Raw genomic sequence first — 23,486 nt, 5'->3', positions numbered from 1 at the left:
CGATCCCTGCCCTTTTGCCCGGAGACGCCCGATGTCCCTGAACGACGACGCAACCTTCTGGCGCAACGCCAGGCAGCACCTGGTCCGCTACGGCGGCACGTTCGAGCCGATGATCATCGAGCGCGCGAAAGGCAGCTTCGTCTACGACGCCGACGGCCGCGCGATCCTCGATTTCACGTCGGGCCAGATGAGCGCGGTGCTCGGCCACAGCCATCCGGAAATCGTGTCCGTGATCAGCGAATACGCGGGCAAGCTCGACCACCTGTTCAGCGGCATGCTGTCGCGGCCGGTCGTCGATCTCGCGACGCGCCTCGCCGACGTCACGCCGCCCGGGCTCGATCGCGCGCTGCTGCTGAGCACCGGCGCGGAGTCGAACGAGGCGGCGATCCGGATGGCCAAGCTCGTCACCGGCAAGTACGAGATCGTCGGCTTCGCGCAGTCGTGGCATGGAATGACGGGCGCGGCCGCATCGGCCACCTACAGCGCCGGCCGCAAGGGCGTCGGCCCGGCGTCGGTCGGTTCGTTCGCGATTCCCGCGCCGTTCACGTACCGGCCGCGTTTCGAGCGCAACGGCGCCTATGACTCTCTCGCCGAACTCGACTACGCATTCGATCTGATCGACCGGCAGTCGAGCGGCAACCTCGCCGCGTTCATCGCGGAACCGATCCTCAGTTCGGGCGGAATCATCGAGCTGCCGGAAGGCTATATGGCGGCGCTCAAGCGCAAGTGCGAGGAGCGCGGGATGCTGCTGATCCTCGACGAAGCGCAGACGGGCATCGGCCGCACCGGCACGATGTTCGCGTGCCAGCGCGACGGCGTGACGCCCGACATCCTGACGCTGTCGAAGACGCTCGGCGCCGGGCTGCCGCTCGCGGCGATCGTGACGTCCGCGGCCATCGAGGAACGTGCGCACGCGCTCGGCTACCTGTTCTACACGACGCACGTGTCCGATCCGCTGCCGGCTGCGGTCGGCCTGCGCGTGCTCGACGTGGTGCAGCGCGACGGGCTCGTCGAGCGGGCCAACGTGATGGGCGACCGGCTCCGGCGCGGCCTGCTCGACCTGATGGAGCGGTTCGACTGCATCGGCGACGTGCGCGGGCGCGGGCTGCTGCTCGGCGTCGAGATCGTCAAGGATCGCCGCACGAAGGAGCCGGCGGACGGGCTCGGCGCGAAGATCACGCGCGAGTGCATGAACCTCGGGCTCAGCATGAACATCGTGCAGTTGCCCGGCATGGGCGGCGTGTTCCGGATCGCGCCGCCGCTGACCGTCAGCGACGAAGAAATCGACCTCGGCCTGTCGCTGCTGGAACAGGCGATCACGCGCGCGCTGTAACGCCCTGCCCCGCATCACGCGATACCATCGCGCCGGTTCAACGGATCAGCGCGACGGATGCCCGATCGATCAGCCTGCTTCCGCCGCCCACGCTAGCGCATCGGCGCCGGCCGGCATGCGCATCGGGCTCGACGGATCGGTCGCCGCACGCCATACGGCGTCGGCGACATCCTCCGCATGGGTGATCGGCGCAGACGCGTCGAGCATCCGCGCGATCGCCTTCCCGACGAAGTCCGCATACGCTTCGTGCTCGAAGCCGTGCATGTTCGCGCGCGCGTTGTCGCCGAAACGCGTGTCGGGCGCCCGGCCCGGCAGCACGAGATGCGTGCGCACGCCGAACGGCGCGAGTTCGGCCGCCATCGACTCGGTGAACGCATTGACCGCCGCCTTGCTCGCGCGGTACGCGCTGACCAGCGGCAGCGCCTTCAGCGTGACGCTCGACGTGACGTTCACGACCACGCCGGCGCCGCGCTCGCGAAACTGCGGCAGCACGGCCTGCGTGAGCGCGATCGTGCCGATCGTGTTGGTCTCGAACAGCGCGCGTACCGTATCGAGCGGCGTCAGCTCGGCCGGTGCGGCCGCGCCGAAGCCTGCGTTGTTGACGAGCACGTCGATCGGGCCGGCCGCGTCGATCGCGGCGCGGATGCTGTCCGCGTTCGTCACGTCCAGCGGCAGTACGCGCAAATGCGCCGACGGCGGCAGCACGTCCTCGCGCGGCGTGCGCATCGTCGCGACGACCCGCCAGTCGCGGGCCAGGAAATGGCGCGCGATCTCGAGGCCGAAGCCGGAGGAACAGCCGGTAATCAGTACGGTCTTCATGCGAACTCCTGTGATGTGTGAGCAGGTGTTCGTACGATAGATGGCCGGATCCGTATTCGCTACAATCGAAAATCCGCTTTTCTTTTGCGAGAGTCCGGCAATGATCGACCCGCTGACCGAAGTCGTGACACTGCTGCAACCGGGCGCGCGGTACTCGAAGTACGTGCGCGGTGCGAGCCCATGGGCGATCAACCGCACGGTCGCCGGCGAGCCGTTCTACTGCGCGATCCTCGACGGCGGGTGCCGGATCGCGATCGACGGGCATGCGCCGATCGAACTGCTGCCGGGCGATTTCATGCTGATTCCGGCGGCCTACGGCGTCGCGATGTCCAGCCTCGAACCGCCGGCGCCGGGCGTCGAAACCGCGCCGCCGGTCGCGCTCGACCACGGCGAATACCGGATCGGCGATCCGGCCAACCCGGTCGACACGCGGATGATGGCCGGCAACTGCAGCTTCGGTTCTCCCGACGCATCGCTGCTGGTGTCGCTGCTGCCCCGGTTCGTGCACGTGCGCGGGGAACCGCGGCTGACCACGCTCGTGCAACTGGTGCGCGACGAATCGCGCGCGCAACGGCCTGCCCGCGAGATCGTGCTGGCACGCCTGCTGGAAGTGCTGCTGATCGAGGCGTTGCGCTTCACGTCCGGCACGCACGCGTCGCCCGGCCTCGTGCGCGGGCTCGCCGACAGCCGTCTCGCCGCCGCGATCCGCCGGATGCACGAAAGCCCCGCGCATCCGTGGACGATCGTCGCGTTGGCGAAGGAGGCCGCATTGTCGCGCTCGACGTTCTTCGAACGCTTCAGCCGCGCGGTTGGTGTCGCGCCGATGGAATACCTGCTCACGTGGCGCATGGCGCTCGCGAAAGACCTGCTCCGCCGTCACGACGGCCGCATCGCGGAGATCGCGGGGCGCGTCGGCTATAGCTCGGCCAGCACGTTCAGCGTCGCGTTCACGCGCCACGTCGGCCGGCCGCCCGCGCAATATGCACGTGAAGAACAGGCCGCGACCAACGCAGCATGAGCCGCGCCCGCCACCGCCAATCCGCGACCTGCGTACACTACCCGTCACGCAACGACGACGCGCGAGGCATCCGATGACGACAGCGGCAAAGGCCCCCGCCACGACCGACCACTGGCTCGTCGCGCGGCGCGATGCGGAAACCGGCATCGAAAGCCTCCACGCGCATTTCAACGGCCATGCCTACGACGCGCACGACCACGACGACATGCTGGTCGGCTTCACCGAACAGGGCGTGCAGCGCTTCCAGTGCCACCGTTCGCTGCATACGAGCGTGCCGGGCCGCGCGATCCTGATCGAGCCGGGTGCGATGCACGACGGCCACGCGCCCGAAGCCGGCGGCTTCACCTACGGCATGCTGTACCTGCCGCAAGCGTGGGTCGAGCGCGCCGCGCGCCGGCTGGACCTGCCGGGCCTCGGCGGCGTCGAAGCCACGTTCGGCCACACGCTCGTCGACGACCGCAGCCTCGTCGATGCGATCCGGAACGCATTCTTCGCGATCCACGACGACGAAGGCCGGCTCGCACGGGACCAGACGCTCGACCGCCTGCTGACACGGCTCGGCGGCGAACTGCGCGGCCCGCTCGCGCTGGAGAGCGGCGTCGTGCCGCCCGCGATCGCGCGCGTGCGCGATCTGCTGCACGCACACATGGACGGCAACATCGGCCTCGACGAGCTCGCCAGCGTCGCCGGCATCGACCGGTTCCGGCTGACGCGGATGTTCCAGCGCGCATTCGGCACGTCGCCGCATGCGTACCTGGTGCGCTTGCGGCTGCGCGCCGCGCGCAGGCTGCTGGCGGCCGGCCGCACGCCCGCGCAGACGGCCGCGGACGTCGGCTTTGCCGACCAGAGCCATCTCGGCCGCTGGTTCCGCCGCGCGTACCGGATCACGCCGGCCGCCTACCGGCAACTCTGCACAAACGTTCCAGACTGATCGCGCGCGGCATCCGATCATGGATGTTCCAACCAGGAGCAAGCATGTTCGATACGAAAGTAGCGCTGATCGTGCGCGACGATCTCGCGGCGTGGCAGAAACTCAATGTCGTCGCGTTTCTCGCGACGGGCGTCGCGGCCGGTGCGCCCGAAGCGCTCGGCGAGCCTTACGAGGATGCGGCCGGCCGCCGCTACAGCCGGATGCTGGGCCAGCCGATGCTGGTGTTCGCGGCCGATCTGAACGGGTTGCAGGCCGCGCACCGGCAGGCGCTATCGCGCGAACTGACGATCGTGCCTTACGTACGCGCGATGTTCTCGACCGGGCACGACGCGGCCAACCGCGCAGCGTTTCGTGCCGGGGATGCGGCGAATCCCGATCTGGTCGGCCTGGCGTTGCACGGGCCGAAGAAGGCCGTGGACAAGGCGGTGAAGGGGCTGGCGTTGCACGCTTGAACGTTGAAACGCCGCATTCGGCCCGACGCTTCAGGTCAGCGATGCGCGAGCACGTTGACGAGTTTGCCGAACGGATCGCGCACGTAGAACCGCCGTACGCCCCACGGCTCGTCGGCCGGCCCGTATTCGACGGGAATGCCGGCTGCCCGAACGCGTTCGAGCGCTTCGTCGACGTCGTCGACCTCGATCGACAGATCGGGCGTCGGCGTACCCGATCCGCCCTGCGATGCGAAGCTGATCTGCACGTCCATCTGCTCGGCATTGCCGTACGTCGCAATCCAGCCGTGGTCCATCAGCAGGTCGAGGCCGAAGATCTGCTGGTAAAAGCGCTTTGCGTCGTCGCCTGATCGTGTGTCGATATTGGCGACGATCCGTTTGACTTTCATCGGGTTCCTCCGCGAGCCGGGCTGTCCCGCGAAGCTACACCGGATTCGCGTGCGCAACCAGTGCGTCAGCGGCCGGCCGCCTCCATTTCCTGCCGCCGCGCCCGCGCGGGCCGCTCGACCTGCTTGCCGGCGAGCCACACACCGATCGCGACGACAACGATACCGAGGTAGGTCGTCACCTCGATCCGGTCGCCGAACATCCACGCGGCCCACATCAGCGTCACCGGCGGCTCGAGATAGACGAGGGTCGCCACGCGTGTCGCGGGCATGCGCTTGAGCAGCGCCCACAACGACAGGTACGCGATGAAGGTCGAGAACACCGTCAGCCACACGACCGACACCCACACGTTCGGCTGCGCCGGCACATGCAGGTTGCCCGTGGCGATCCCGCACGCCGCGAACAGCACGAGGCTCACGCACCCTTGCACGAACAGCGGCAGGAACAGCCCGTCCTCGTTGCTGCGCGCGGCCGTCAGTGCGCGCCGCCGCTGATAGATCGTCGCGATCGACAGTCCCAGCGCGGACACCAGCGGCAGCAGATACATGACGATTCCGACCGACCCTGCCGGCAGCGCATACTGCCCGCCGATCACGATGCCCACGCCGACGAACCCGACGACGAGCCCGGCCCACTGGCGCGCCCCGCTGCGCTCGCTGCCTTCGAGCGACGTCATCGCGGCCGTGATGAGCGGCTGCAACGCCGCGACGATCGCGGCGATACCCGGCGGCAGGCCGTGCTGAATCGCGATATAGACGCAGGTCAAATAGAGAAACTGCGACAGGAAACCGATCACCGCGTGATAGCGGATTTTTTCGAGCGTCAGGCGCCCAAGCTGCCGGTTGAGGACGATCGCGAGGCACAGCGTGACGAGCAGGAACCGCCAGAACAGCAGGTTGAACGCACCGGCCGTTTCCGCGCCGAGCTTCGCGCCGATGAAACCGGAACTCCATGACAACACGAACACGAGCTGAAGCAGGAATAGCTGCATGGGGCGACGGCTCTCAGAAAGTGGCCGGGGACAGGCGCTGGTCGTCCAGTTCCCTGGGGCGAATCGGCTCGAGCCCCAGGCGGCGATACTGCAGTTCGGCGTCGTCCCTGAGCGCGCGCTGCAGCGCCAGCCAGTTGACGATCGTGCGCGGAATGCCGTCGTCCGATGCGAGGTGCCAGAACCCGTTGTCGTCCTCGCGCGTGTACGGGCAATGAAACGACAACACCAGCGACATGCGGCGCCCGGCCTCGACCGGTTCGACGCCATGAAACAGCTTGCTGCCGTAGATGAGCAGCGCGTCGCCCGCGTTGTCGAGTTTCGCGGTCTTCACATGCCGGCGCGCGCGATCGTGGCGGTCGAACGTCTCCGCGGTCGATTCGTAGAACAGAAAGTTGCCGCCCTCGTATTCCGAGCGATCCGACAGCACGATGTTCAGCACGAAACTGGTGCCGTCGGTGTGCCACATGCCCACCTGCGCCTTGCCGTCGTCACCGTGGTCCGTCGGATAGTAGTAGTTGAACTGCGACCGCGCATTGACCATCGGATACGGGATCAGCGGCGCACCGGCGAGACGCGACACCCTCATCAGGAACGCGCGGTCGTGCATCATGTCGTCGATGAACCGCGAGCGGTTCGTCACCGCGCGCACCCGCTTCGAGATGATCCAGTTGCTGCTCGACGCGCTGTGCTCCAGCGCGCGGCCGATCTCGCGCAATGCACTCACCGCTTCGTCGGAGAACAGCCCGCGCAGATGGCACACCGCGTTCAGCGCATCCGAGCGCGTGCCGCGCATCGGCACATCGCGATAGCCGATATCGTCGAGGTTGCGGCGATATCGCACCTGGTAACCGTCGCGCAGGCACGCGCTCGTCCAGCGCATCGGCTCCTTCGCTGCGTCCATCGCGCCATCGACGTTCACGCCGGCGGACAGCGACGTCTGCAACGCAAGCCTGACCCGATCGAATCCTCGCGCAAACACCGGCAATGCATTTCCCTTGTTCATCGCGCGCCTCGCTATCGACGTTTCGGCATTCAGCCCTTGAACTGAGCAATCTGGTACACGACGCTGCCGTCCCCGCTGCGCAGCTCGTCGATCACGCGACAATTGCCGTGGCTCAGGCGCACGTGGCGGAATTGCTCCGGCGTGTATTTCAGGCAGACGTTGGTGATCAGATGCCCGTCGGCTCCCGCTTTCGACACCGGTTGCAGCGTGACCGCGACATGGAACTGGTCGCCGAGCAGATTGAGCCGGACGATCGACACATGATGCTCGCCAAGCGGCTCGAAACCCTGCTGCCGGCTGACGATCTCGGAGAACCGCACCATGTTCTCGTTCCGGTAGAAGTTGTAGATCGGCTCTTCACGCCCCTCCACGAGCAACTGCATCTCCGACACGACGTAGGTCGACTTCCCGCCGAGATTGCGGATGAGCCGGCCGATCGTCACCGGCAACTCGTTGCCCTCCTGGAACCCGAGCATCGTGATGAACGTCACGTCCTGGCCCAGATCGATATGGTTCCACTGCACGTTCCGGTAATCGTCGGCGATGTAGTTGAAACAGCCGGGCGTTTTCAGGAACGGCATGATCGCGTGCCGCATCGCGTCTTCCGACGACTCGTTGATGTCGACGGCGGTGTAACGCAGATGATCGGGCCCGCCGCCGCTGACGGCCTTCATCAGTTCGGTGGTCTTGACCGGCTCGGGGCCGAGTTCGATGTAGTGGACATCGCGGCCGCGCGACAACGTGGCCAGCCGCTCGCTCAACGCGCCGATCGCTTCGCGCAACGAACCGTTGCCGTCGCGATCCGCGCACAGCGCCGGGCTTCGTACGCCCAGCTCGTTCAGGTTTCGCATCAGCGAAAAGACTTCGCGCCCCGCCGCCTTCCGCCGCGCATCGTCGTCAGTGCGCTTCAGCGTCGAATACTTCTCGTGATTCTCGACCGTCCATACCGACTCCGCCTTCAGCTTCCTGTCCCGCACCAATGCATCTACGACAAAATCATTGATCGACATGAATCATTCCCCGGATGCGTGCCACGCCCGACCGGCTGCCTGCCGTTGTCTGCCTGTTGACCCGAGAATATGGGATGCTCAATAATTCCGTCAATCGACATTACCTGAATCACTGATTCGGAAAAACAAAATCATGCCGCGCACCCTGGACGTCGACCTGCTGCGAACCTTCCACGCCGTCGCGAAGCTCGGCCGCTTCAAGGATGCGGCCGCCCATGTGAACCGCAGCCCGTCGTCGGTCACCGCGCAGATCCAGAAGCTGGAGGAGATGGTCGCGCAGCGCCTGTTTACGCGAAACAACCAGGCCGTCGAACTCACGCAGTACGGCCACAAGCTGCTGAGCGACACCACCGAGTTTCTGCTGAGCCACGACCGGCTCGTCGAATCGCTGTCGCCGCAGATGCTGACCGGCAAGCTGCGGCTCGGCATCCCCGATTCCTACGCGGCGCACTTCATGGCGGAATTCCTGCCGCGTTTCGCTGCCGACCGGCCGTTGCTCGAACTGACCGTCGAAGCGCGCTCCAGCGAGGAATTGCAGTTGCTGTTCTCGCGCGGCCAGCTCGACATCACGATCGCCGTCGTGCCGAAGGCGCCGCCGCACGCCGAGCTGCTCAGCAAGACCCATCCGGTGTGGGTCGCCGCGCGCACGTTCAAATTCAATCCCGATGCGCCGCTGCCGATCGCGGTGCAGCTGCAGGGCTGCCCGTACCGCGACACAGCGCTGAACGCGCTGAAGAAGGCAAGGATCGCGCACCGGATGCTGCTCGAGAGCGCCAGTTCACCGGCAGTCGAAGCCTGTATCGCGAACGGCCTCGCGGTCGGCCTGATCGAACACGACCGCGTGTCCGGCAACCTGACGAGCCACGTCGCCGGGATCGTGCTGCCCGATCTGCCGCCGCACCTGATCACGATCCTGACGGACGACAGCAATCGCGCCGCGCTGCATCTGCGCGACGTACTGAAAAGCACGTTCAGGATCGGATAGGGAAGACAAGGCCGGGAACCGGCCTTGCATGCGCAAGCATGGAAAGCAAAACGCCGCCGGCCCGTTGCAGGCCGGCGGCTGTCGGCATCAACCGCCGAGGTAGGCCTGCTTGATGCGATCGTTCGCGAGCAGGTTCGCGCCCGTATCGGCGAGCACCACGCGCCCCGTTTCGAGCACGTAGCCGCGATCGGCCACGCCGAGCGCCTTGTTCGCGTTCTGCTCGACGAGGAACACCGTGACGCCTTCGTCGCGGATCGTGCGGATGATGTCGAAGATCTGCGCGATCACGAGCGGCGCGAGGCCGAGCGTCGGTTCGTCGAGCAGCAGCAAACGCGGCTTGCTCATCAGCGCACGGCCGATCGCCAGCATCTGCTGCTCGCCGCCCGACATCGTGCCGGCCCGCTGCGCCGCGCGCTCCTTCAGGCGCGGAAACAGCTTGAACACGTGCTCGATGCCGTCGTCGATCTCGTGACGGCTCGCGAAGAAGCCGCCCATCTTCAGGTTTTCGAGCACCGTCAGGCTCGGGAACACGCGCCGCCCTTCCGGCGAAATCGCCATCCCCTGCCGCATGATCTGGTGCGTCGACATCCCGGTGATGTCCTTGCCCTCGAACAGCACGCGGCCCGACGAGGCGCGCGGCGTGCCGCACACGGTCATCATCAGCGTCGTCTTGCCGGCGCCGTTGCTGCCGATCAGCGTGACGATCTCGCCCTTGTTCACCTCGATCGACACGCCCGCGAGCGCTTCGACCGCGCCGTAGTGCGTATGGACCTGTTCCAGCTTCAGCATCACTCTTCCCCCAGATACGCCTTGATCACGCGCGGGTCGTTGCGGACCGCCTCCGGCGTGCCGATCACGATCGGCCGGCCGTGCTCCATCACGAGGATGCGGTCGGACACGCCCATCACGAGGCTCATGTCGTGTTCGATCAGCAGCACCGATACGCCGAATTCACGGCGCAGCTTGTCGATCAGGTGCTGCAGCTCGATCTTTTCCTGCGGGTTGAGGCCGGCGGCCGGCTCGTCGAGCATCAGCAGGCGCGGCTCGGTGATCATGCAGCGCGCGATCTCCAGACGCCGCTGGTGCCCGTACGACAGCGTGCCGGCCTGGCGGTTGGCAACCGATGTCAGCCCCATCCGGTCGAGCCACACGGCCGCGCGTTCGAGCGCTTCCTTCTCCGCGTGACGATACGCGGGCGTCGCGAACAGCCCGTGCAGCAGCCCCGCCTTCACCTTGCGATGCTGCGCGACGAGCAGGTTCTCGACGACGGTCAGCGACTTGAACAGGCGGATGTTCTGGAACGTCCGCACGAGACCCTTCAACGCGATCTTGTGGCTCGGCAGCCCGCCAATCGCGTGACCGTCGAGCACGACGTCGCCGCCGGTCGGCTTGTAGAAGCCGCCGACGCAATTGAACACCGTGGTCTTGCCCGCACCGTTCGGCCCGATGATCGCGAACACCTCGTCGCGGCGCACGTCGAAATCGATGCCGTCCACCGCGAGCAACCCGCCGAAGCGCATCTGCAGCCCGGCGACCTTCAACAGTTCTGCGTTCGCGCTCATTGCGGCAGCTCCACGTGGGGACGGCTCGCGGGCAGCAGGCCCTGCGGACGCCACATCATCATCAACACCATCACGAGACCGAAGATCAGCATCCGGTACTCGGCGAAGCCGCGCGCGACTTCCGGCAGCACGGTCAGCAGGATCGCCGCGAGAATCACGCCGAGCTGCGACCCCATCCCGCCGAGCACGACGATCGCGAGGATCAGCGCCGATTCGATGAAGGTGAACGATTCAGGATTCACGAGGCCCTGACGTGCCGCGAAGAACGCGCCGCCGATACCCGCGAACGCGGCACCGAGCGTGAACGCCGACAGCTTGATGCGCGTCGGGTTCAGGCCGAGCGAACGGCACGCGATCTCGTCGTCGCGCAGCGCTTCCCATGCGCGGCCCATCGGCATGCGGATCAGGCGGCTCGTCACGAACAGCGTGAAGCAGACCAGCACCAGCGCGATCAGGTACAGGAAGATCACCATGTGCTCGCCGCTGTATTCCAGCCCGATCAGTTCATGGAAGGTCTTCGCGCCTTCGACGCTCGCCGAGCGCGCCATCTCGAAGCCGAACACCGACGGCTTCGGAATGCTCGAGATGCCGTCCGGGCCGCCGGTGAGGCTCGTCAGGTTGTTCGCGAGCAGGCGGATGATTTCGCCGAAGCCGAGCGTGACGATCGCGAGGTAGTCGCCGCGCAGGCGCAGCACCGGGAAGCCGAGCAGGAAGCCGAACGTCGCCGCGGCGATCGCCGCGATCGGCAGGCACTCCCAGAACGACAGCCCGAAATACTGGTTCAGCATTGCGTACGTATAGCCGCCGACCGCGTAGAACCCGACATAGCCGAGATCGAGCAGGCCCGCGAAACCGACCACGATGTTCAGCCCGAGGCCGAGGATCACGTAGATCAGCGCGAGCGTCGCGACGTCCACCGCACCGCGCGAACCGAAGAACGGCCACACGAACCCGACCGCGAGCATCACCCAGATGATCACGCGCTGGTGCTGCGCGCCCATCGCCGGCACTGCCGGCAGCTTCACGGCCGCTTTCGCGCGCACGAGCCACGGCTTGAACAACTGGAACAGGAACACGGCCGCGACCGCGATCCACACCGGGCGCCAGTGCGGCGTCAGCACGACCTGATAGCCGTCGAGCTTCAACTGCAGACCGAGCACCGGAATCGTGAGGATCGCCGTCAGGAACGCGGCGGCCACGGCATTCTTCAGCGCCTGGCCGATCGAAGCGTCGGCGGCCGGGCGGCGAACGGAAATGACTTGACTCATCTGCGTCTCCCTTAGACCTTTTCGATGTCCGACTTGCCGAGCAGGCCGGTCGGGCGGAAGAGCAGGATCAGCACGAGCAGGCCGAACGCGACGACGTCCTTGTACTCGGCCGGCATGTAGCCTGCGGCGAAGGTTTCGGCGAGGCCGAGCAGCACGCCGCCGAGCATCGCGCCCGGGATGCTGCCGATCCCGCCCAGCACCGCGGCGGTGAACGCCTTGATGCCCGCGACGAAGCCGATATACGGATTCAGCTTGCCGATCGTCAGCCCGATCAGCACGCCGCCGACGGCCGCCAGCATCGCGCCGAGCACGAACGTGAACGAGATCACGCGGTTCGTGTCGATGCCGAGCAGGTTCGCCATCTTCATGTCCTCGGCGCAGGCGCGGCACGCGCGGCCCATCCGCGAATGCGAGATGAACAGCGTGAGCGCGATCATCAGCACGAGCGTCACGCAGACGATCATCAGGCGCGAATACGGGATGGTCACGTCGAAATCGCCGCCGAGATGAATGTCGAACGCGCCGGAGATCAGCACCGGCACCGACACGTCGCGCGCGCCCTGGCCGATCTGCACGTAGTTCTGCAGGAAGATCGACATGCCGATCGCGGAGATCAGCGGCACGAGGCGCGGGCCGCCGCGCAGCGGCCGGTACGCGACGCGCTCGACCGCGAAGCCGTACAGGCCGGTGACGATCACCGACACGATCAGCGCGGCGCCGAGCACGAGCGGCAGCGGATAGCCGGCGGAGATGCCGATTGCAGTGAGGGTCACGAGGCCCACGTACGCGCCGATCATGTAGATCTCGCCGTGGGCGAAGTTGATCATGCCGATGATGCCGTAGACCATCGAGTAGCCGATGGCGATCAACGCATAGATCGCACCCAGCGTCAGGCCGTTGACCAGCTGCTGGGCGAATTGAGGAAAGAAGTCAGTCATGTGCGGGAAGCTCCCGTTGGCGTTGTGTCGCATGCCGTCGCCGGATCACGGCGTTCGGCCGCGCGCAACGCACGGTGTCGTCTCGGGCCGCCCCTTGGCTGCGCACTGGGCCGATGCGCAGCCAATACGCACCCGCCCCGTCCGGGTCTCGGACAGGGCGGGTGCGCGGGCGGGTACTCCGTATTACTTGGCGGCGGTCTTCGTCGCGTCCTTGTGCCACGTATAGACGACGAACTTGAACGCCTTCAGGTCGCCCTGTGCGTCATACGCGACCTTGCCGATCGGCGTGTCGAACGTCGTCTTGTGCATGTACGCGGCGACCTTCGTCGGGTCGGTCGTCTTCGCTCCCGCGATCGCGTCGGCGATGATCTTCACCGCTGCGTATGCCGGCATCTGGAACGGGCCGTTCGGGTCGCGCTTCTTGTCCGCGAACGCCTTCACGAGCGCCGCGTTGGCCGGATCGGCCGAGAAGTCGGCCGGCAGCGTGACGAGCATGCCTTCCGAAGCCGGGCCGGCGATAGCCGTCACGTCCTTGTTGCCCACGCCTTCAGGCCCCATGAACGTCGCCTTCACGCCCTGCTCGCGCGCCTGGCGCATCAGCAGGCCCATTTCCGGGTGATAGCCGCCGAAGTAGACGAAATCGACGCCTTGCGACTTCAGCTTCGTGATGATCGCCGAGTAATCCGAATCGCCGGCGTTGATGCCTTCGAACAGGACGACCGGGATCTTCGCGGCTTCGAGGTCCTTCTTCACCGACGACGCGATGCCCTGGCCGTACGACTGCTTGTCGTGCAGGACCGCGACCTTCTTCGGCTTCACGTTGTTGATGATGTAGTGCGCGGCGGCCGGGCCTTGCTGGTCGTCACGGCCGATCGTGCGGAAGATGAAGTGGCGCTTCTTGCCTTCGGTCAGCTGCGGCGCGGTGGCCGACGGCGTGACCATCACGATGCCTTCGTTCTCGTAGATGTCCGAGGCCGGGATCGTCGAACCCGAGCACACGTGACCGATCACGTACTTGATCTTCTGGCTGACGATCTTGTTGGCGACGGCAACGGCCTGCTTCGGCTCGCACGCATCGTCCATCATCACGACTTCAAACTTGTTGCCGCCCGCACCGCCCGCTGCGTTGATCTGTTCGATCGCGGTCAGCGCGCCGGCCTTCACCATGTCGCCATACTGGGCGACCGAACCGCTCATCGGACCAGCGATGGCGATCTTCACGGTTTCCGCTTGCGCGGCGGCGGCGCCGGCGGCGAACAGCACGGCGGCGACGGAAATGGACGTAAGACGGGACAGCGTCATCTGGGAGCTCCTCGATGTTGTTTAGTCATACGGGCAAAGGCGGCATGACTTGCGCAATCGAACAGCACCCGGGGCGAGGACATGGGACACGCCCGAGACACATAGAAGACGGAACTCCGGCGGAATGTTGCGTAGCGGGGCCCGGCTCTTGCAGTCCCCGAAGGGGACGTCTGGTTCGGAAAGACATCGTGATGCGTCTTGCATTGCGCAAGCGTTTCGCCTGCCCCGCTTGCCAAACCGCTTGATCGGAGGGATGGTCCGACAGCCGTTGGCAAGGCAGTCGAAATTATATGGGCGTTTTTAAATCGTCTGTCAAAAATGCCGGTCGACCGAGGGAAAACACGTAGGGAAGTTGTGACGGTCGGTAGCAATGACGGCGCAACCTTGAGGGCTGTGAGGCGGGGGCTGGGAGTGCAATCTGGTTGCTATCGGTGCAGGTTTCTTAGTGCTGTGCCTTGCCGGGATTGGGATTGGGTGATAGGCGATTTTGCGTGGCGTGGGTCGGGGAGGCAAAGGGTCGCATCGTCGTTCTTCAATCAGCTGATGATTGGTTTGGTGGGCACCATTGCAGTGCGTTGGGTGAAGTTGCTCAAGCCTTCTGTTTGCCGACGGTTTTCGTCGCTCGGAAAGGCGATCGTTATTAATATGAAATAATACGGATTCGCCTCTGCAATCCAGCCAGCCTTCCTGCGAGTCGCGCCCGCCGCGCCTCGCAGTCGCTTCAGGGCCGCTTCGACGCCCCTCCGTCGCCCAGCCGCCAGCCAGTGATCTGCCGTTTTGTTCAATGCACATCACCTGATTTGGATCGCTGATGAATCATTCCTTCTGCTTGTCTTCCGCCGCCGCGATTGCGTGTGCGTTTTCCGTTTCCGCCGCCGATGCGTCCGGGCGCGATACGCTGACCGATCGGTCGGCCGGGGCCAACGTGTTTCGCGCGGAGCGGCGGGCTGCCGCTCGCGATGACGGGCATGCGGCGCGTGTGAACCGCCGACGCGTGCAGTACGCTGCGCCGGTGAAACGTAGCCCGTTCGATACGCAGGATGCACGACCACTGCGTGCGACAAGCGATGCGCTTGTCGCATCGCCGCCTTCGTTCAAACACGAACCCGATTTTGCCTTGCCCCCGAACCGCGTCGCGCTCGGTGCGGGCGGGAACGATAGTCTGGGCCGCGCCGTGCCCGGGTATGAGCAGCGCGAGCAGAACTGGAATGAATACCTGCGAGCTAACGGCTCGCGGCCGGCGGGTAGTGGTGGATCGTATGCGCCGCAGCGGCCGTACGATGCGCCGCGTGGCCCGCATGGGGCGCCGAATCCATTCGATCCGTCGGTGCCGCAGCCGGAGACGCGGACGTTCTACGACAACGGCTCGGGGACGAAGTGCACGGCTACCGGCGGTGCGGGGACGTCGCGGTCGTCTTGCAATATCGGGTGGTGAGGTGAGGTGAGGTGTTGGGTGGCTGCTATTGCGGCTGCCCACATTTGATATCGCACCTGCCGGATCAAATCGCCATCGGCATCAGTCAATTCCTCCGGCCATTCCGACACATCGTCGTGGAAGTAGTGGACCGCATTCCGCGCGTCAGCGTCGCTCGCCGCCGACTTGTTCTGACGCGCACCATCGGCCGCCCCGATCCCCGTGACCCGCCCCATCGCGTCCGTTTCGCAGGCGGTCGACTGCCCGGCCGCATCCGTCACACGCGCAAGCGCAAGCGCACCACGTGCGCCATACCCGAACCCACAGTTAAAACCGACCGCATCGGAACATTCCAGGGTCAGGGCCAAACATGCCAGACCGCTTGCTGGCCGCGAGGCTTCCGCTTGCCGCCACGGCGCGCCCGCGCGCAGCGCACGTTCCTCACCGCGGCGAAACCACAATCGCCGCCCGCCGATTCTGCGCCTTCCCCGCCGGCGTCTTGTTGTCCCCTATTGGATCGAGTTTCCCTTTCCCGACAATCGCGATCTGCTTCGCATCCATTCCGACGTCGACCAGCTCGATCGCCACGACCTCCGCCCGCCGCCTCGACAACTCGAGATCGTATTTCGCCTTCCCGTCATCATCCGAGTACCCATAAACCCGCACGCCATTGATCCCCGCCGACCTCAACGTCCGCCCGATCCGTTCGACGACCCGCCGCACATCCGGCTTCAGGTTGTACCGGTCGAAATCAAACAGGATCGGCCCGGTCGAACCGAACTCGAACCCCTGTCCAGTCTCCTGGAACCCGGCCGACTTCAGCGCCGTGACCTGCGTCTGCGTCAGCCCGCGATGAAGCGGCGGCGGCGTCTTGCAGCCCCCCAGCAGCATGCACAGCAGCAATGCGCTCGCGACGCACAGCCGCCCCATGCTCACAGGAAACGAGTGGTTCATTTCGCATCCCCCTCGAGTGCGCCCTTGTTGGGCGCACTTCTTGTCATTCGCTGCCGCGGCCTCGCCCGCAGCGCGAAACGTTAAACCTCAAGCCGACCCGACCACGCCCTCCGCCAATTGCCACGAGCCCGGCCGCGCGCGCTTGGCGCGGTACATCGCGGCATCCGCCGCCCGCAGCAAGCCGCTCGCGTCCGATGCGTGATCGGGATACAGCGCAACGCCGGCACTCATCATGGTGGCCACCACGCGGCCGTCGGACAGCTCGATCGACGGCGCCATGCCGGACAAAATCTCGTCCGCGATCCGGCACACGCTGCCCGCTTCAGGCACCGCCGCCAGCATCACCGCAAATTCGTCGCCGCCGAGGCGTGCGACGAGATCGGCCTCGCGCACCTGCGTGCGCAGCCGCGACGCGATGCCGATCAGCACCGCATCCCCGGCATCGTGGCCGAGACAATCGTTGATCTCCTTGAAACGGTCGCAGTCGAGATACAGGACGGCGACCCGCTGCCCCGTCAAGGTGGCGTCGCACAGCGCAAGCGAGAGCCGCGACTCGAACTGCACGCGGTTGGGCAGCCCCGTGAGCGCATCGTGCGTCGCCTTGTGTTCGAGCGACGCGTTCTCGTCGCGCAGCGTGTTCTGCCAGTCCTCGAATTCGTCGAGCAACGCGTTGAAGTCGTCGCCGAGCTGGTTCAGTTCGGCGATCGCCGCCGGCTCGACCCGACGCGCGAACGCGCGCTCGCGCCGCACCGCATGCGCCACGCCTGCCAGCGCGCGCAGCGGCGAAACGATGTTGCGCAGCAAGCGCTTCGAGCTGACATACGCGCCGAACACGCTGACGGCCAGACAGCCCAGAATGCCGCCGACGCCGCCAAGCAGGAATCCGAAGAACTGATGTCCGCGTCCCTGCACGACGACGTGTCCGACGACGATGCCGTCGTGCATCACCGGCACGGTCACGGGCCCGGGCAGCGCAACGTCGGCGACGGCGCGTTCGAGCCGCGCGATCCCGTTTCCGGCAGGCAATTGCCACGTCGCGAACGGTTGCCCCTTGCTGTCGGTAACGACCACCTGCGCGACATCCTCGTCGCCGGCGATCATCCCGATCGCCTCGCTCGCCGCGACGCGGTCGCCGAACACGAGCGCCGCCTCGACCGTATAACCGAGCGAGCGCGCCAGCAGGTTCAGGTTGTTGCCCGCATACGCACGCAACGCGATCACGGCGACGACGATCAACGACACGGCCGCCATCGTCACCGCGACGAATGCGAGGCGCAGGTGCGCGCGACGCAACACGCTTTGCAGCGTCGGGCGCGGCATGCGCGAAGCGGAAACGGGGAGCGCGGACCGCGTCATGGCGTCACCGGCCGTCGGGCGAGGTTGAGCACGTTCGGGTGCACGCGCACGCCGCTGCGCGCGACGGCGTCGAGGTTGATTTCGAACGACACGCGTTCGCCGTCGACGTTCAGGCAGAACATGCCGCCCGCGGTGCAGGACGGATCGTGTTCCGAAATCGTCAGCACCGGATGGCCGGCCACCGCGGTTCGCACCCGCGCGCGTTCGTCGTTGCTCAGCGTGCCGAGGTAGACGGCGTCGCACGCGATGCCGAGCGCCGGATCGTCGGGGCTCACGCGCTGCACGTCGACCAGCGTCGAGCCGGCCTCCAGCGTGTCGGTCAGGCCGCGCGCATAGTCGGGCCGGCCGGTGATGCACAGATGCAGCCGAACGGGCGTGGCCGGCCAGCGCGTGAAGCTGATGATGCCGAGCACGACCTGGCGCACGGTCGTGTCGTGTGACGAAACGGGAGCATTCGCGGGGCTTGCGGCGGCGGCGATCTGCACGGTATCGACCGGATCGTCCGGATTGGCGGGCGCACCTGCGAGCACGCCAGGGGCCGCACCGAGAACGCAAACGATTGCGAGCAACGCGTGGCGCAGCGAAGCGGTTCGGCCAAGACGGCCGCACACCGTACGCGCGGCGATGGCCGCCGCGTTCGCCGGCGTCGCTGCAGTCGCGAGACTGACAGTCGACGCGCACACTTTCGCATCCATGATGGCAACATCCGCTGACGTCGCTCTGGCGCTGCCTCCTGTCTCCCTCCGTGCGCGTGCAGGCACCGAATAACGCGCACGATTTCTTCATCTTAGGTAAAAATTCGGATGACCAAACAGTGGGAAACACCCGATAAAACGTCGGAAAGTATGCGGAATCGGTGCCGCCGTACGACGATGCCGGCGAATGCGTTCGCCGACGTCGATCCGGCGTCGACGTCGGCAGATTGATCAGCGGATTGGGTGCCCGCGCACGACAAACGTCATACGTTCCCGCACGCTACGCGATCGCCGACAGATCGAACGGCGTGTCCCGCAACCGCTTGCCCGTCAATCTGAACACCGCATTCGCGATCGCAGGCGTCACCGCCGGGCTCGACAGTTCCCCGACGCCGCCCGGCTTCGCCGGATCGCCCTGAACGATATGTATGTCGGTCTCGGGCATGTCGCTCATCCGCATCACGCGATACGTATCGAAGTTCGACTGCTGCACGCGGCCGTGCTTGAAATCGATGCGATCGGACGTCGCATGGCCGAGCCCCCACATCAGTCCGCCGTACAGTTGCTCGTCGACACCGGCCGGCGACACCGCGATCCCGCAATCGGCCACGCACGTGAGCTTCTCCACCGTCACCGCACCGTCCTTGCGCACGACTCGCGCGACCACCGCGACATAGCTGTCGTATGCCTGATTCGTCGCCACGCCGAGCGCAACGCCATCCGGCAACGGTTGCCCCCATCCTGCGCGCTGCGCGGCTTCGCGCAGCACGGCCGCATGGCGCGGCCGGTCGCGCATGTGCGCGAGCCGGAACTCGACCGGATCGCGCTTCGCCGCCTGGGCGGCTTCGTCCATCACCGATTCAACGGCGAACACGTTGGGGATGTAACTCACCGCGCGAAACCAGCCGGTCGGCACACCCGTCTCCAGCCGGATCCAGCCGATGTCGCGATGCGGCGCCGAATACGCGAACTCCCACTTGGTCATCGCTTCTGTCGTGCTGAAATCCATCCGGTCGGTGCGCTCCAGGTAGCCGGGCTCCCATTGCTGCGGCGACGCGGGCATCACGCCGCGCAGCCACAGCGACGCCAGATTGCCCTTCGCGTCGAGTACCGCACGTGCGCGGTGGTAGCTCGCCGCGTGATAGAACAGCGCACGCATCTCGTCCTCGCGGCTGTTCATCAGCTTCACGGGCTTGCCCGTCTTCACCGCGAGCCAGGTCGCCTCGAACAGCCAGTACTTCGACTCGCGCGCGCCGAAGCTGCCGCCCGACACGAGTTCGTGCAGCGTCACGCGATGCGCGGGAATGCCGCCGATCACGTCGGCCGCTTCCATCGCGGTGGACGGCACCTGCAACCCGCCCCAGTATTCGATGCCGCCGTTGCGCGCCCACACGGTGATGTTGATCGGCTCCAGCGGATTCGCGGCCTTGTGCGGCATCGAATACGACGCCTCGATCGTGCGTGCGCCGGCGGCTTTTGCCTTCGCCGGATCGCCGTCGGCAATCGTCGGCACGACGCGCGCGGCGGGATCGTCGACCCACGCAGCCTGACGCGCGGCAAGCGTGCTGCTGTCGAACGTCGCGAACAGGCTGTCCTCCCATTCGATCGTCAGCGCGGCCTGCCCGCGATGCGCGGACCAGTAGTCGTCCGCGAGCACCGCGACGCCGGCCTGGTTGCCGCCGAGCACGTCGGGGCGCGGCGGAATCTGCAGTACCTCGCGCACGCCGGGAATCGCGAGCGCGGCCTTCGTGTCGACGCTGCGCACGCGGCCGTCGATCATCGGCGCGCGCGTGACGACCGCGACCAGCATCCCCGGCAGCGACACGTCGATGCTGTACGGAAACGACCCGTCGGCCTTCTGCGCGGCGCCGCGCTTCTTGCGCAGCTTGCCGATGTAGCGGAACTGCGCGGGGTCCTTCAGCACGACATCCTTCGGCGCCGGCAACTGCGCGGCCGCTTGCGCGAGCGAGCCGTACGTCGCGCGGCGCCCGCTCGCGGCATGCAGCACGGCACCGTCTGCCGTCGTACATGCAGAGGCGGGCACGCTCCATTGCTGCGCCGCCGCTTCGACGAGCATCGCGCGCGCAGTCGCGCCCGCACGCCGCAGCCGGTCGTACTCCATCGCGACGCTCGTGCTGCCGCCGGTCGAGAACACCTTCCACAGCGGGTGAATGTAGTCCGCGAAGAACGGATCTTCCGGCGTGATCACGTCGACGCGGAACGGGTCGACGTCGAGTTCCTCGGCGACCACCGCCGCAAGCGCCGTGCGCGTACCGGTGCCCGAATCGTGCTTGTGCACGACGAGCTTGATCGTGTCGTCGGGCAACACGCGCACCCACGCATTCGGCTCGAATTCGCCGGCAGACGGATGCGGATCGCCGCTCACGTTCTTGCCGGCGGCCATCGCATCGGGCAGCCGGAAGCCGATCGCGATACCAGCTGCGAGCAACGCGGAACTCTGTTTGAGAAAACGCCGGCGCGGCGTGTCGTCGGTACCCGGCGTATCCGGTGCGTGATCGTTACGCATGTCACGCCTCCTTCGCGGGTTCGGCGGTGGCCTTCGACGCCGGATCGCCGGAAGCGGCACGCTTGATCGCGCGATGAATGCGCGCATACGTGCCGCAGCGGCAGATGTTGCCCGACATCGCCGACACGATCGCCGCGTCGTCCACCGGTTGCCCGCCCTTCAGCAACGCTGCCGCCTGCATCAGCTGCCCCGGCTGGCAATAGCCGCATTGCGGCACGTCCTCGGCCACCCACGCGAGCTGCAGCGGATGACGCCCGTCCGGCGACAGCCCTTCGATCGTGGTCACGTGCCGCCCGTTCGCGGCGGCGGCCGGGATCAGGCACGCGCGCACGGCCTGCCCTTCGAGGTGCACGGTGCACGCGCCGCACAGGCCCTTGCCGCAGCCGAACTTCGTGCCGGTGAGCTTGAGCCGGTCGCGCAGCACCCATAGCAACGGCATATCCTCCGGTACATTCTCGAGCGAATGGCGTGTATCGTTCACGACGATGTCGATCATGGGCGGTCTCCTGATTCGCATTCATGGGGTGGGCCCGCGTCCGTGGCGCGGTTTCGGAGCATTATCGAAACGCGATGTGCGGGTGCGCCAGCGATCATTTCGTCGAATCCCTGTCAGTCGGACTAACAGATGCTCAAGCGATACCCTTCGATCCAGTCGATGCAGGCGTTTCTGCAGGCCGCGCGGGTCGGCAGTTTTTCCAGCGCGGCGCGCCAGCTGGCGCTCACGCACAGCGCGATCAGCCAGCAGATCCGCTCGCTCGAGGAATTCATCGGCCAGCCGCTGTTCGCCCGCGCCGGCGGCCGCGTGATCCTGACCGATGCAGGCACGCTGTTCGCGAACCAGCTGTCGGACGGGCTCGAACAGATCGATCGCGCGCTGTCGTCGGTGAAAGGCCGCACGACCGGGCCGTCGCTCCGGCTCGACGTCGATCCGGAACTGATGCAGGGCTGGCTGCCCGCACGGTTGCCGGAACTGATGCGCACGCTCGACGGCACGACGCTGACGGTCCTGTCCGCGCCGCGCCACGACCGCGATGCATTCGATCGCGTCGATGTTGCGCTGCGCTATGGCTACGGGGAATGGGAAGGTGTGGACAGCGCACTGGTCTGCCCCGACCGGCTGACCGCGATGGCCGCGCCGGCGCTGCTCGAACGCTACGGGCTCACCGCGCCGCTCGCGCCCGAACAGGTGCTGGAGCTGCCGTTGCTCGGCTATACGAAACGGTCGTGGATTCCGTGGCTGGAAGCGGCCGGGCTCGAGCCGGTCGAACCCGAGACGATCGCGGTGTTCGACAACGCGGCGGGACTCGTCGCAACGCTCGCGTCAGGGCTCGGCGCGGGATTGGTCCGTGGCCTGCTCGCGGCCGACGCGCGCCGCGACGGCCGGCTCGTCGAACTCTGCACGATCGCGATTCCGACGCACTACAACCTCCATGCGATCTGGCCGCGCGAGCGGCACGCGCGCGTGAAGCCGCTGATCGACGCAATCGGTGCGCTGGTCGCGCAGTCGCTCGCGCCTTGACCGGCGTGGTCAGGCCGTGAATCCCGCCGCGACCTCGCGCACGGTTTCAAGAAACGCACCGAGCACCGCCGACGTATCGTCCGCGCGGTAGCGCGCCTGCAGCGACACTTCCAGCTCCGGCGGCAACAGCGGCACGAACGTGACGCCGCCCGTCGAAATCTGCCGTGACGACGCAGGCAGCAGCGCGACGCCCAGCCCTTCACGCACCAGCGACAGCAGCGTATGGACCTCGACGACCTCGTGCGCGATTTGCGGCGTGAAGCGTGCATCGACGCAACTCTGTTGCAGGAAACGCGCCAGTTGCGAGTGCCGCAAGCCGAATGACACGAACTGCTCTCCGGCCAGCTCGCCGAGCGCGATCGCATCGTGTGAAGCGAGCGGATGGCCCGGCGGCAGCACGGCCACGGCGGTTTCCCGCACAACGATCTCGCTGCGGATCGACGGATCGTCCTGGAACAGCCGGAAGAAACACACGTCGAGCCGCTTCTCCTTCAGCGCGTCGATCTGTGCGGCCGGCGTCATCTCGTGCAGCGACCAGTGCACGTGCGGATGGCGTTCGGCGAACACGCGCAACGCGTGCGGGATCGGCGCGACCATCGCCGAACTGATGATGCCGACCGCCAGGCGCCCCACTTCGCCGCGCCCCGCGCAACGCGTGAGGTCGATCGCGCGATCGAACTGCGCGACGATCAGCGGCACCTGCTCCTTCAGTGTTTTCCCTGCCTCGGTCAACTCGACGCGATGCTGCGAGCGCACGAACAGCGCGGCGCCGAGCTGCTCCTCGAGCAGCCGGATCTGCTGGCTCAGCGGCGGCTGCGAGATATGGAGCCGCGCGGCCGCGCGCCCGAAATGCAGTTCGTCGGCCAGCACCGCGAAGTAACGCAACACACGCATGTCCATATCGCAAACGTATCAAGAGCGTCAGTAAAAAATATTGTACAGAGCACATACGGCTTGTGACACTCGGTCCCAAGCAGCAGTGCACGTCGCAGTGTGTCACTCGATGCCGGCGAGGGGAAGGCGCG

General features: G+C 66.5%; 23 protein-coding genes. 7 read left to right on the top strand and 16 right to left on the bottom strand.

The annotated features are described in order from the left end of the window. Positions 1–31: 31 nt before the first annotated feature. On the top strand, positions 32–1,333 hold the full coding sequence (locus ACWMMN_RS20150) for an aspartate aminotransferase family protein (RefSeq protein ID WP_059239392.1): 1,302 nt from the start codon (positions 32–34) through the stop codon (positions 1,331–1,333). Positions 1,334–1,402: 69 nt separating this feature from the next. On the opposite strand, the gene ACWMMN_RS20145 is transcribed toward ACWMMN_RS20150, so the two are convergent. After that, positions 1,403–2,152, bottom strand: a complete 750-nt coding sequence (locus tag ACWMMN_RS20145) for an SDR family oxidoreductase (protein WP_342705305.1) — start codon at positions 2,150–2,152, stop codon at positions 1,403–1,405. 40 nt (positions 2,153–2,192) lie between these two features. On the opposite strand from ACWMMN_RS20145, the gene ACWMMN_RS20140 reads away from it, so the two are divergent. The 3 genes from ACWMMN_RS20140 (at position 2,193) to ACWMMN_RS20130 (ending at position 4,553) form a co-directional block, all read left to right on the top strand. Beyond that, positions 2,193–3,170 (top strand): AraC family transcriptional regulator, encoded by a 978-nt coding sequence (locus tag ACWMMN_RS20140; RefSeq protein WP_059239389.1) that lies wholly within the window; start codon positions 2,193–2,195, stop codon positions 3,168–3,170. 73 nt (positions 3,171–3,243) lie between these two features. Beyond that, positions 3,244–4,101 carry an AraC family transcriptional regulator gene (locus ACWMMN_RS20135; protein ID WP_342705307.1) on the top strand — a complete coding sequence of 286 codons (858 nt, stop codon included), beginning with the start codon at positions 3,244–3,246 and terminating at the stop codon, positions 4,099–4,101. Between the two features lie 44 nt (positions 4,102–4,145). After that, on the top strand, positions 4,146–4,553 hold the full coding sequence (locus ACWMMN_RS20130) for a DUF2000 domain-containing protein (protein WP_174992488.1): 408 nt from the start codon (positions 4,146–4,148) through the stop codon (positions 4,551–4,553). Between the two features lie 35 nt (positions 4,554–4,588). Here ACWMMN_RS20130 and ACWMMN_RS20125 read toward each other — a convergent pair whose 3' ends face one another. The 4 genes from ACWMMN_RS20125 to ACWMMN_RS20110 all read right to left on the bottom strand — a co-directional run bounded on the left by ACWMMN_RS20125 (position 4,589) and on the right by ACWMMN_RS20110 (position 7,941). Then, positions 4,589–4,939: a VOC family protein gene (locus ACWMMN_RS20125; protein WP_059239382.1), complete on the bottom strand. Its 351-nt coding sequence runs from the start codon at positions 4,937–4,939 to the stop codon at positions 4,589–4,591. 65 nt (positions 4,940–5,004) lie between these two features. Continuing rightward, positions 5,005–5,928, bottom strand: coding sequence for a DMT family transporter (locus tag ACWMMN_RS20120; protein WP_059239380.1), 924 nt, complete (start codon positions 5,926–5,928; stop codon positions 5,005–5,007). 13 nt (positions 5,929–5,941) lie between these two features. Next, positions 5,942–6,931, bottom strand: a complete 990-nt coding sequence (locus ACWMMN_RS20115; RefSeq protein ID WP_486423845.1) for a 2OG-Fe(II) oxygenase — start codon at positions 6,929–6,931, stop codon at positions 5,942–5,944. 29 nt (positions 6,932–6,960) lie between these two features. Beyond that, positions 6,961–7,941 (bottom strand): hypothetical protein, encoded by a 981-nt coding sequence (locus tag ACWMMN_RS20110; protein WP_486423844.1) that lies wholly within the window; start codon positions 7,939–7,941, stop codon positions 6,961–6,963. Between the two features lie 133 nt (positions 7,942–8,074). Here ACWMMN_RS20110 and ACWMMN_RS20105 point away from each other — a divergent pair, with 133 nt between their 5' ends. Beyond that, positions 8,075–8,926 (top strand): LysR substrate-binding domain-containing protein, encoded by an 852-nt coding sequence (locus ACWMMN_RS20105; RefSeq protein WP_059239374.1) that lies wholly within the window; start codon positions 8,075–8,077, stop codon positions 8,924–8,926. A gap of 87 nt (positions 8,927–9,013) precedes the next feature. Here ACWMMN_RS20105 and ACWMMN_RS20100 read toward each other — a convergent pair whose 3' ends face one another. From ACWMMN_RS20100 to ACWMMN_RS20080, 5 genes are all read right to left on the bottom strand, one after another. Continuing rightward, the gene (locus ACWMMN_RS20100; RefSeq protein ID WP_059239372.1) at positions 9,014–9,715 is read right to left on the bottom strand and encodes an ABC transporter ATP-binding protein; all 702 of its coding nucleotides are present in this window, start codon (positions 9,713–9,715) and stop codon (positions 9,014–9,016) included. Further along, positions 9,715–10,488, bottom strand: coding sequence for a high-affinity branched-chain amino acid ABC transporter ATP-binding protein LivG (gene livG / locus ACWMMN_RS20095; RefSeq protein WP_059239370.1), 774 nt, complete (start codon positions 10,486–10,488; stop codon positions 9,715–9,717). The genes ACWMMN_RS20100 and livG overlap by 1 nt, the downstream gene beginning before the upstream one ends. Continuing rightward, positions 10,485–11,756 (bottom strand): high-affinity branched-chain amino acid ABC transporter permease LivM, encoded by a 1,272-nt coding sequence (locus ACWMMN_RS20090; RefSeq protein ID WP_486423843.1) that lies wholly within the window; start codon positions 11,754–11,756, stop codon positions 10,485–10,487. Before ACWMMN_RS20090 ends, livG begins: the two co-directional genes overlap by 4 nt. 11 nt (positions 11,757–11,767) lie before the next feature. Further along, positions 11,768–12,694, bottom strand: a complete 927-nt coding sequence (gene livH / locus ACWMMN_RS20085; RefSeq protein WP_041493199.1) for a high-affinity branched-chain amino acid ABC transporter permease LivH — start codon at positions 12,692–12,694, stop codon at positions 11,768–11,770. Between the two features lie 183 nt (positions 12,695–12,877). Further along, on the bottom strand, positions 12,878–13,996 hold the full coding sequence (locus ACWMMN_RS20080) for a branched-chain amino acid ABC transporter substrate-binding protein (RefSeq protein ID WP_059239366.1): 1,119 nt from the start codon (positions 13,994–13,996) through the stop codon (positions 12,878–12,880). An 811-nt stretch (positions 13,997–14,807) separates the two neighbouring features. On the opposite strand from ACWMMN_RS20080, the gene ACWMMN_RS20075 reads away from it, so the two are divergent. After that, the gene (locus ACWMMN_RS20075; protein ID WP_081051997.1) at positions 14,808–15,431 is read left to right on the top strand and encodes a hypothetical protein; all 624 of its coding nucleotides are present in this window, start codon (positions 14,808–14,810) and stop codon (positions 15,429–15,431) included. Between the two features lie 420 nt (positions 15,432–15,851). On the opposite strand, the gene yfiB is transcribed toward ACWMMN_RS20075, so the two are convergent. The 5 genes from yfiB to ACWMMN_RS20050 all read right to left on the bottom strand — a co-directional run bounded on the left by yfiB (position 15,852) and on the right by ACWMMN_RS20050 (position 21,438). After that, positions 15,852–16,364: an outer membrane lipoprotein YfiB gene (gene yfiB, locus ACWMMN_RS20070; protein ID WP_256087238.1), complete on the bottom strand. Its 513-nt coding sequence runs from the start codon at positions 16,362–16,364 to the stop codon at positions 15,852–15,854. Between the two features lie 87 nt (positions 16,365–16,451). Next, positions 16,452–17,720, bottom strand: a complete 1,269-nt coding sequence (gene dgcN / locus ACWMMN_RS20065; protein WP_059239360.1) for a diguanylate cyclase DgcN/YfiN — start codon at positions 17,718–17,720, stop codon at positions 16,452–16,454. Then, positions 17,717–18,415: a regulatory sequestration protein YfiR gene (gene yfiR / locus ACWMMN_RS20060; protein ID WP_059239358.1), complete on the bottom strand. Its 699-nt coding sequence runs from the start codon at positions 18,413–18,415 to the stop codon at positions 17,717–17,719. Before yfiR ends, dgcN begins: the two co-directional genes overlap by 4 nt. Positions 18,416–18,695: 280 nt before the next feature. Then, the gene (locus tag ACWMMN_RS20055) at positions 18,696–20,942 is read right to left on the bottom strand and encodes a xanthine dehydrogenase family protein molybdopterin-binding subunit (RefSeq protein ID WP_342705309.1); all 2,247 of its coding nucleotides are present in this window, start codon (positions 20,940–20,942) and stop codon (positions 18,696–18,698) included. Position 20,943: 1 nt separating this feature from the next. Next, entirely contained in the window at positions 20,944–21,438 is a 495-nt protein-coding gene (locus ACWMMN_RS20050) for a (2Fe-2S)-binding protein (protein WP_059239354.1), read from the bottom strand. 129 nt (positions 21,439–21,567) lie between these two features. On the opposite strand from ACWMMN_RS20050, the gene ACWMMN_RS20045 reads away from it, so the two are divergent. Then, on the top strand, positions 21,568–22,461 hold the full coding sequence (locus ACWMMN_RS20045) for a LysR substrate-binding domain-containing protein (RefSeq protein WP_059239352.1): 894 nt from the start codon (positions 21,568–21,570) through the stop codon (positions 22,459–22,461). A gap of 9 nt (positions 22,462–22,470) precedes the next feature. Here the strand turns inward: ACWMMN_RS20045 and ACWMMN_RS20040 are convergent, their stop codons facing one another. Beyond that, the gene (locus tag ACWMMN_RS20040; protein WP_486423842.1) at positions 22,471–23,361 is read right to left on the bottom strand and encodes a LysR substrate-binding domain-containing protein; all 891 of its coding nucleotides are present in this window, start codon (positions 23,359–23,361) and stop codon (positions 22,471–22,473) included. Positions 23,362–23,486: the final 125 nt, after the last annotated feature.

The sequence above is a fragment of the Burkholderia cepacia complex sp. TUM26381 genome, assembly GCF_057439935.1.
Note: the sequence above shows the minus strand (reverse complement) of the source record. Positions and strands in the feature narration are given on the sequence as shown.

Bases quoted from the DNA above. Each gene is read 5' to 3' on its own strand.
- ACWMMN_RS20075 (WP_081051997.1), top strand. From the start codon at position 14,808: ATGAATCATTCCTTCTGCTTGTCTTCCGCCGCCGCGATTGCGTGTGCG.
- ACWMMN_RS20080 (WP_059239366.1), bottom strand. From the start codon at position 13,996: ATGACGCTGTCCCGTCTTACGTCCATTTCCGTCGCCGCCGTGCTGTTC.
- ACWMMN_RS20110 (WP_486423844.1), bottom strand. From the start codon at position 7,941: ATGTCGATCAATGATTTTGTCGTAGATGCATTGGTGCGGGACAGGAAG.
- livH (WP_041493199.1), bottom strand. From the start codon at position 12,694: ATGACTGACTTCTTTCCTCAATTCGCCCAGCAGCTGGTCAACGGCCTG.
- ACWMMN_RS20090 (WP_486423843.1), bottom strand. From the start codon at position 11,756: ATGAGTCAAGTCATTTCCGTTCGCCGCCCGGCCGCCGACGCTTCGATC.
- ACWMMN_RS20100 (WP_059239372.1), bottom strand. From the start codon at position 9,715: ATGCTGAAGCTGGAACAGGTCCATACGCACTACGGCGCGGTCGAAGCG.
- ACWMMN_RS20145 (WP_342705305.1), bottom strand. From the start codon at position 2,152: ATGAAGACCGTACTGATTACCGGCTGTTCCTCCGGCTTCGGCCTCGAG.
- ACWMMN_RS20055 (WP_342705309.1), bottom strand. From the start codon at position 20,942: ATGCGTAACGATCACGCACCGGATACGCCGGGTACCGACGACACGCCG.
- ACWMMN_RS20130 (WP_174992488.1), top strand. From the start codon at position 4,146: ATGTTCGATACGAAAGTAGCGCTGATCGTGCGCGACGATCTCGCGGCG.
- ACWMMN_RS20050 (WP_059239354.1), bottom strand. From the start codon at position 21,438: ATGATCGACATCGTCGTGAACGATACACGCCATTCGCTCGAGAATGTA.
- ACWMMN_RS20150 (WP_059239392.1), top strand. From the start codon at position 32: ATGTCCCTGAACGACGACGCAACCTTCTGGCGCAACGCCAGGCAGCAC.
- ACWMMN_RS20125 (WP_059239382.1), bottom strand. From the start codon at position 4,939: ATGAAAGTCAAACGGATCGTCGCCAATATCGACACACGATCAGGCGAC.
- ACWMMN_RS20105 (WP_059239374.1), top strand. From the start codon at position 8,075: ATGCCGCGCACCCTGGACGTCGACCTGCTGCGAACCTTCCACGCCGTC.
- yfiB (WP_256087238.1), bottom strand. From the start codon at position 16,364: ATGAACCACTCGTTTCCTGTGAGCATGGGGCGGCTGTGCGTCGCGAGC.
- ACWMMN_RS20135 (WP_342705307.1), top strand. From the start codon at position 3,244: ATGACGACAGCGGCAAAGGCCCCCGCCACGACCGACCACTGGCTCGTC.
- ACWMMN_RS20120 (WP_059239380.1), bottom strand. From the start codon at position 5,928: ATGCAGCTATTCCTGCTTCAGCTCGTGTTCGTGTTGTCATGGAGTTCC.
- ACWMMN_RS20040 (WP_486423842.1), bottom strand. From the start codon at position 23,361: ATGGACATGCGTGTGTTGCGTTACTTCGCGGTGCTGGCCGACGAACTG.
- dgcN (WP_059239360.1), bottom strand. From the start codon at position 17,720: ATGACGCGGTCCGCGCTCCCCGTTTCCGCTTCGCGCATGCCGCGCCCG.
- ACWMMN_RS20115 (WP_486423845.1), bottom strand. From the start codon at position 6,931: ATGAACAAGGGAAATGCATTGCCGGTGTTTGCGCGAGGATTCGATCGG.
- livG (WP_059239370.1), bottom strand. From the start codon at position 10,488: ATGAGCGCGAACGCAGAACTGTTGAAGGTCGCCGGGCTGCAGATGCGC.
- ACWMMN_RS20045 (WP_059239352.1), top strand. From the start codon at position 21,568: ATGCTCAAGCGATACCCTTCGATCCAGTCGATGCAGGCGTTTCTGCAG.
- ACWMMN_RS20140 (WP_059239389.1), top strand. From the start codon at position 2,193: ATGGCCGGATCCGTATTCGCTACAATCGAAAATCCGCTTTTCTTTTGC.
- yfiR (WP_059239358.1), bottom strand. From the start codon at position 18,415: ATGGATGCGAAAGTGTGCGCGTCGACTGTCAGTCTCGCGACTGCAGCG.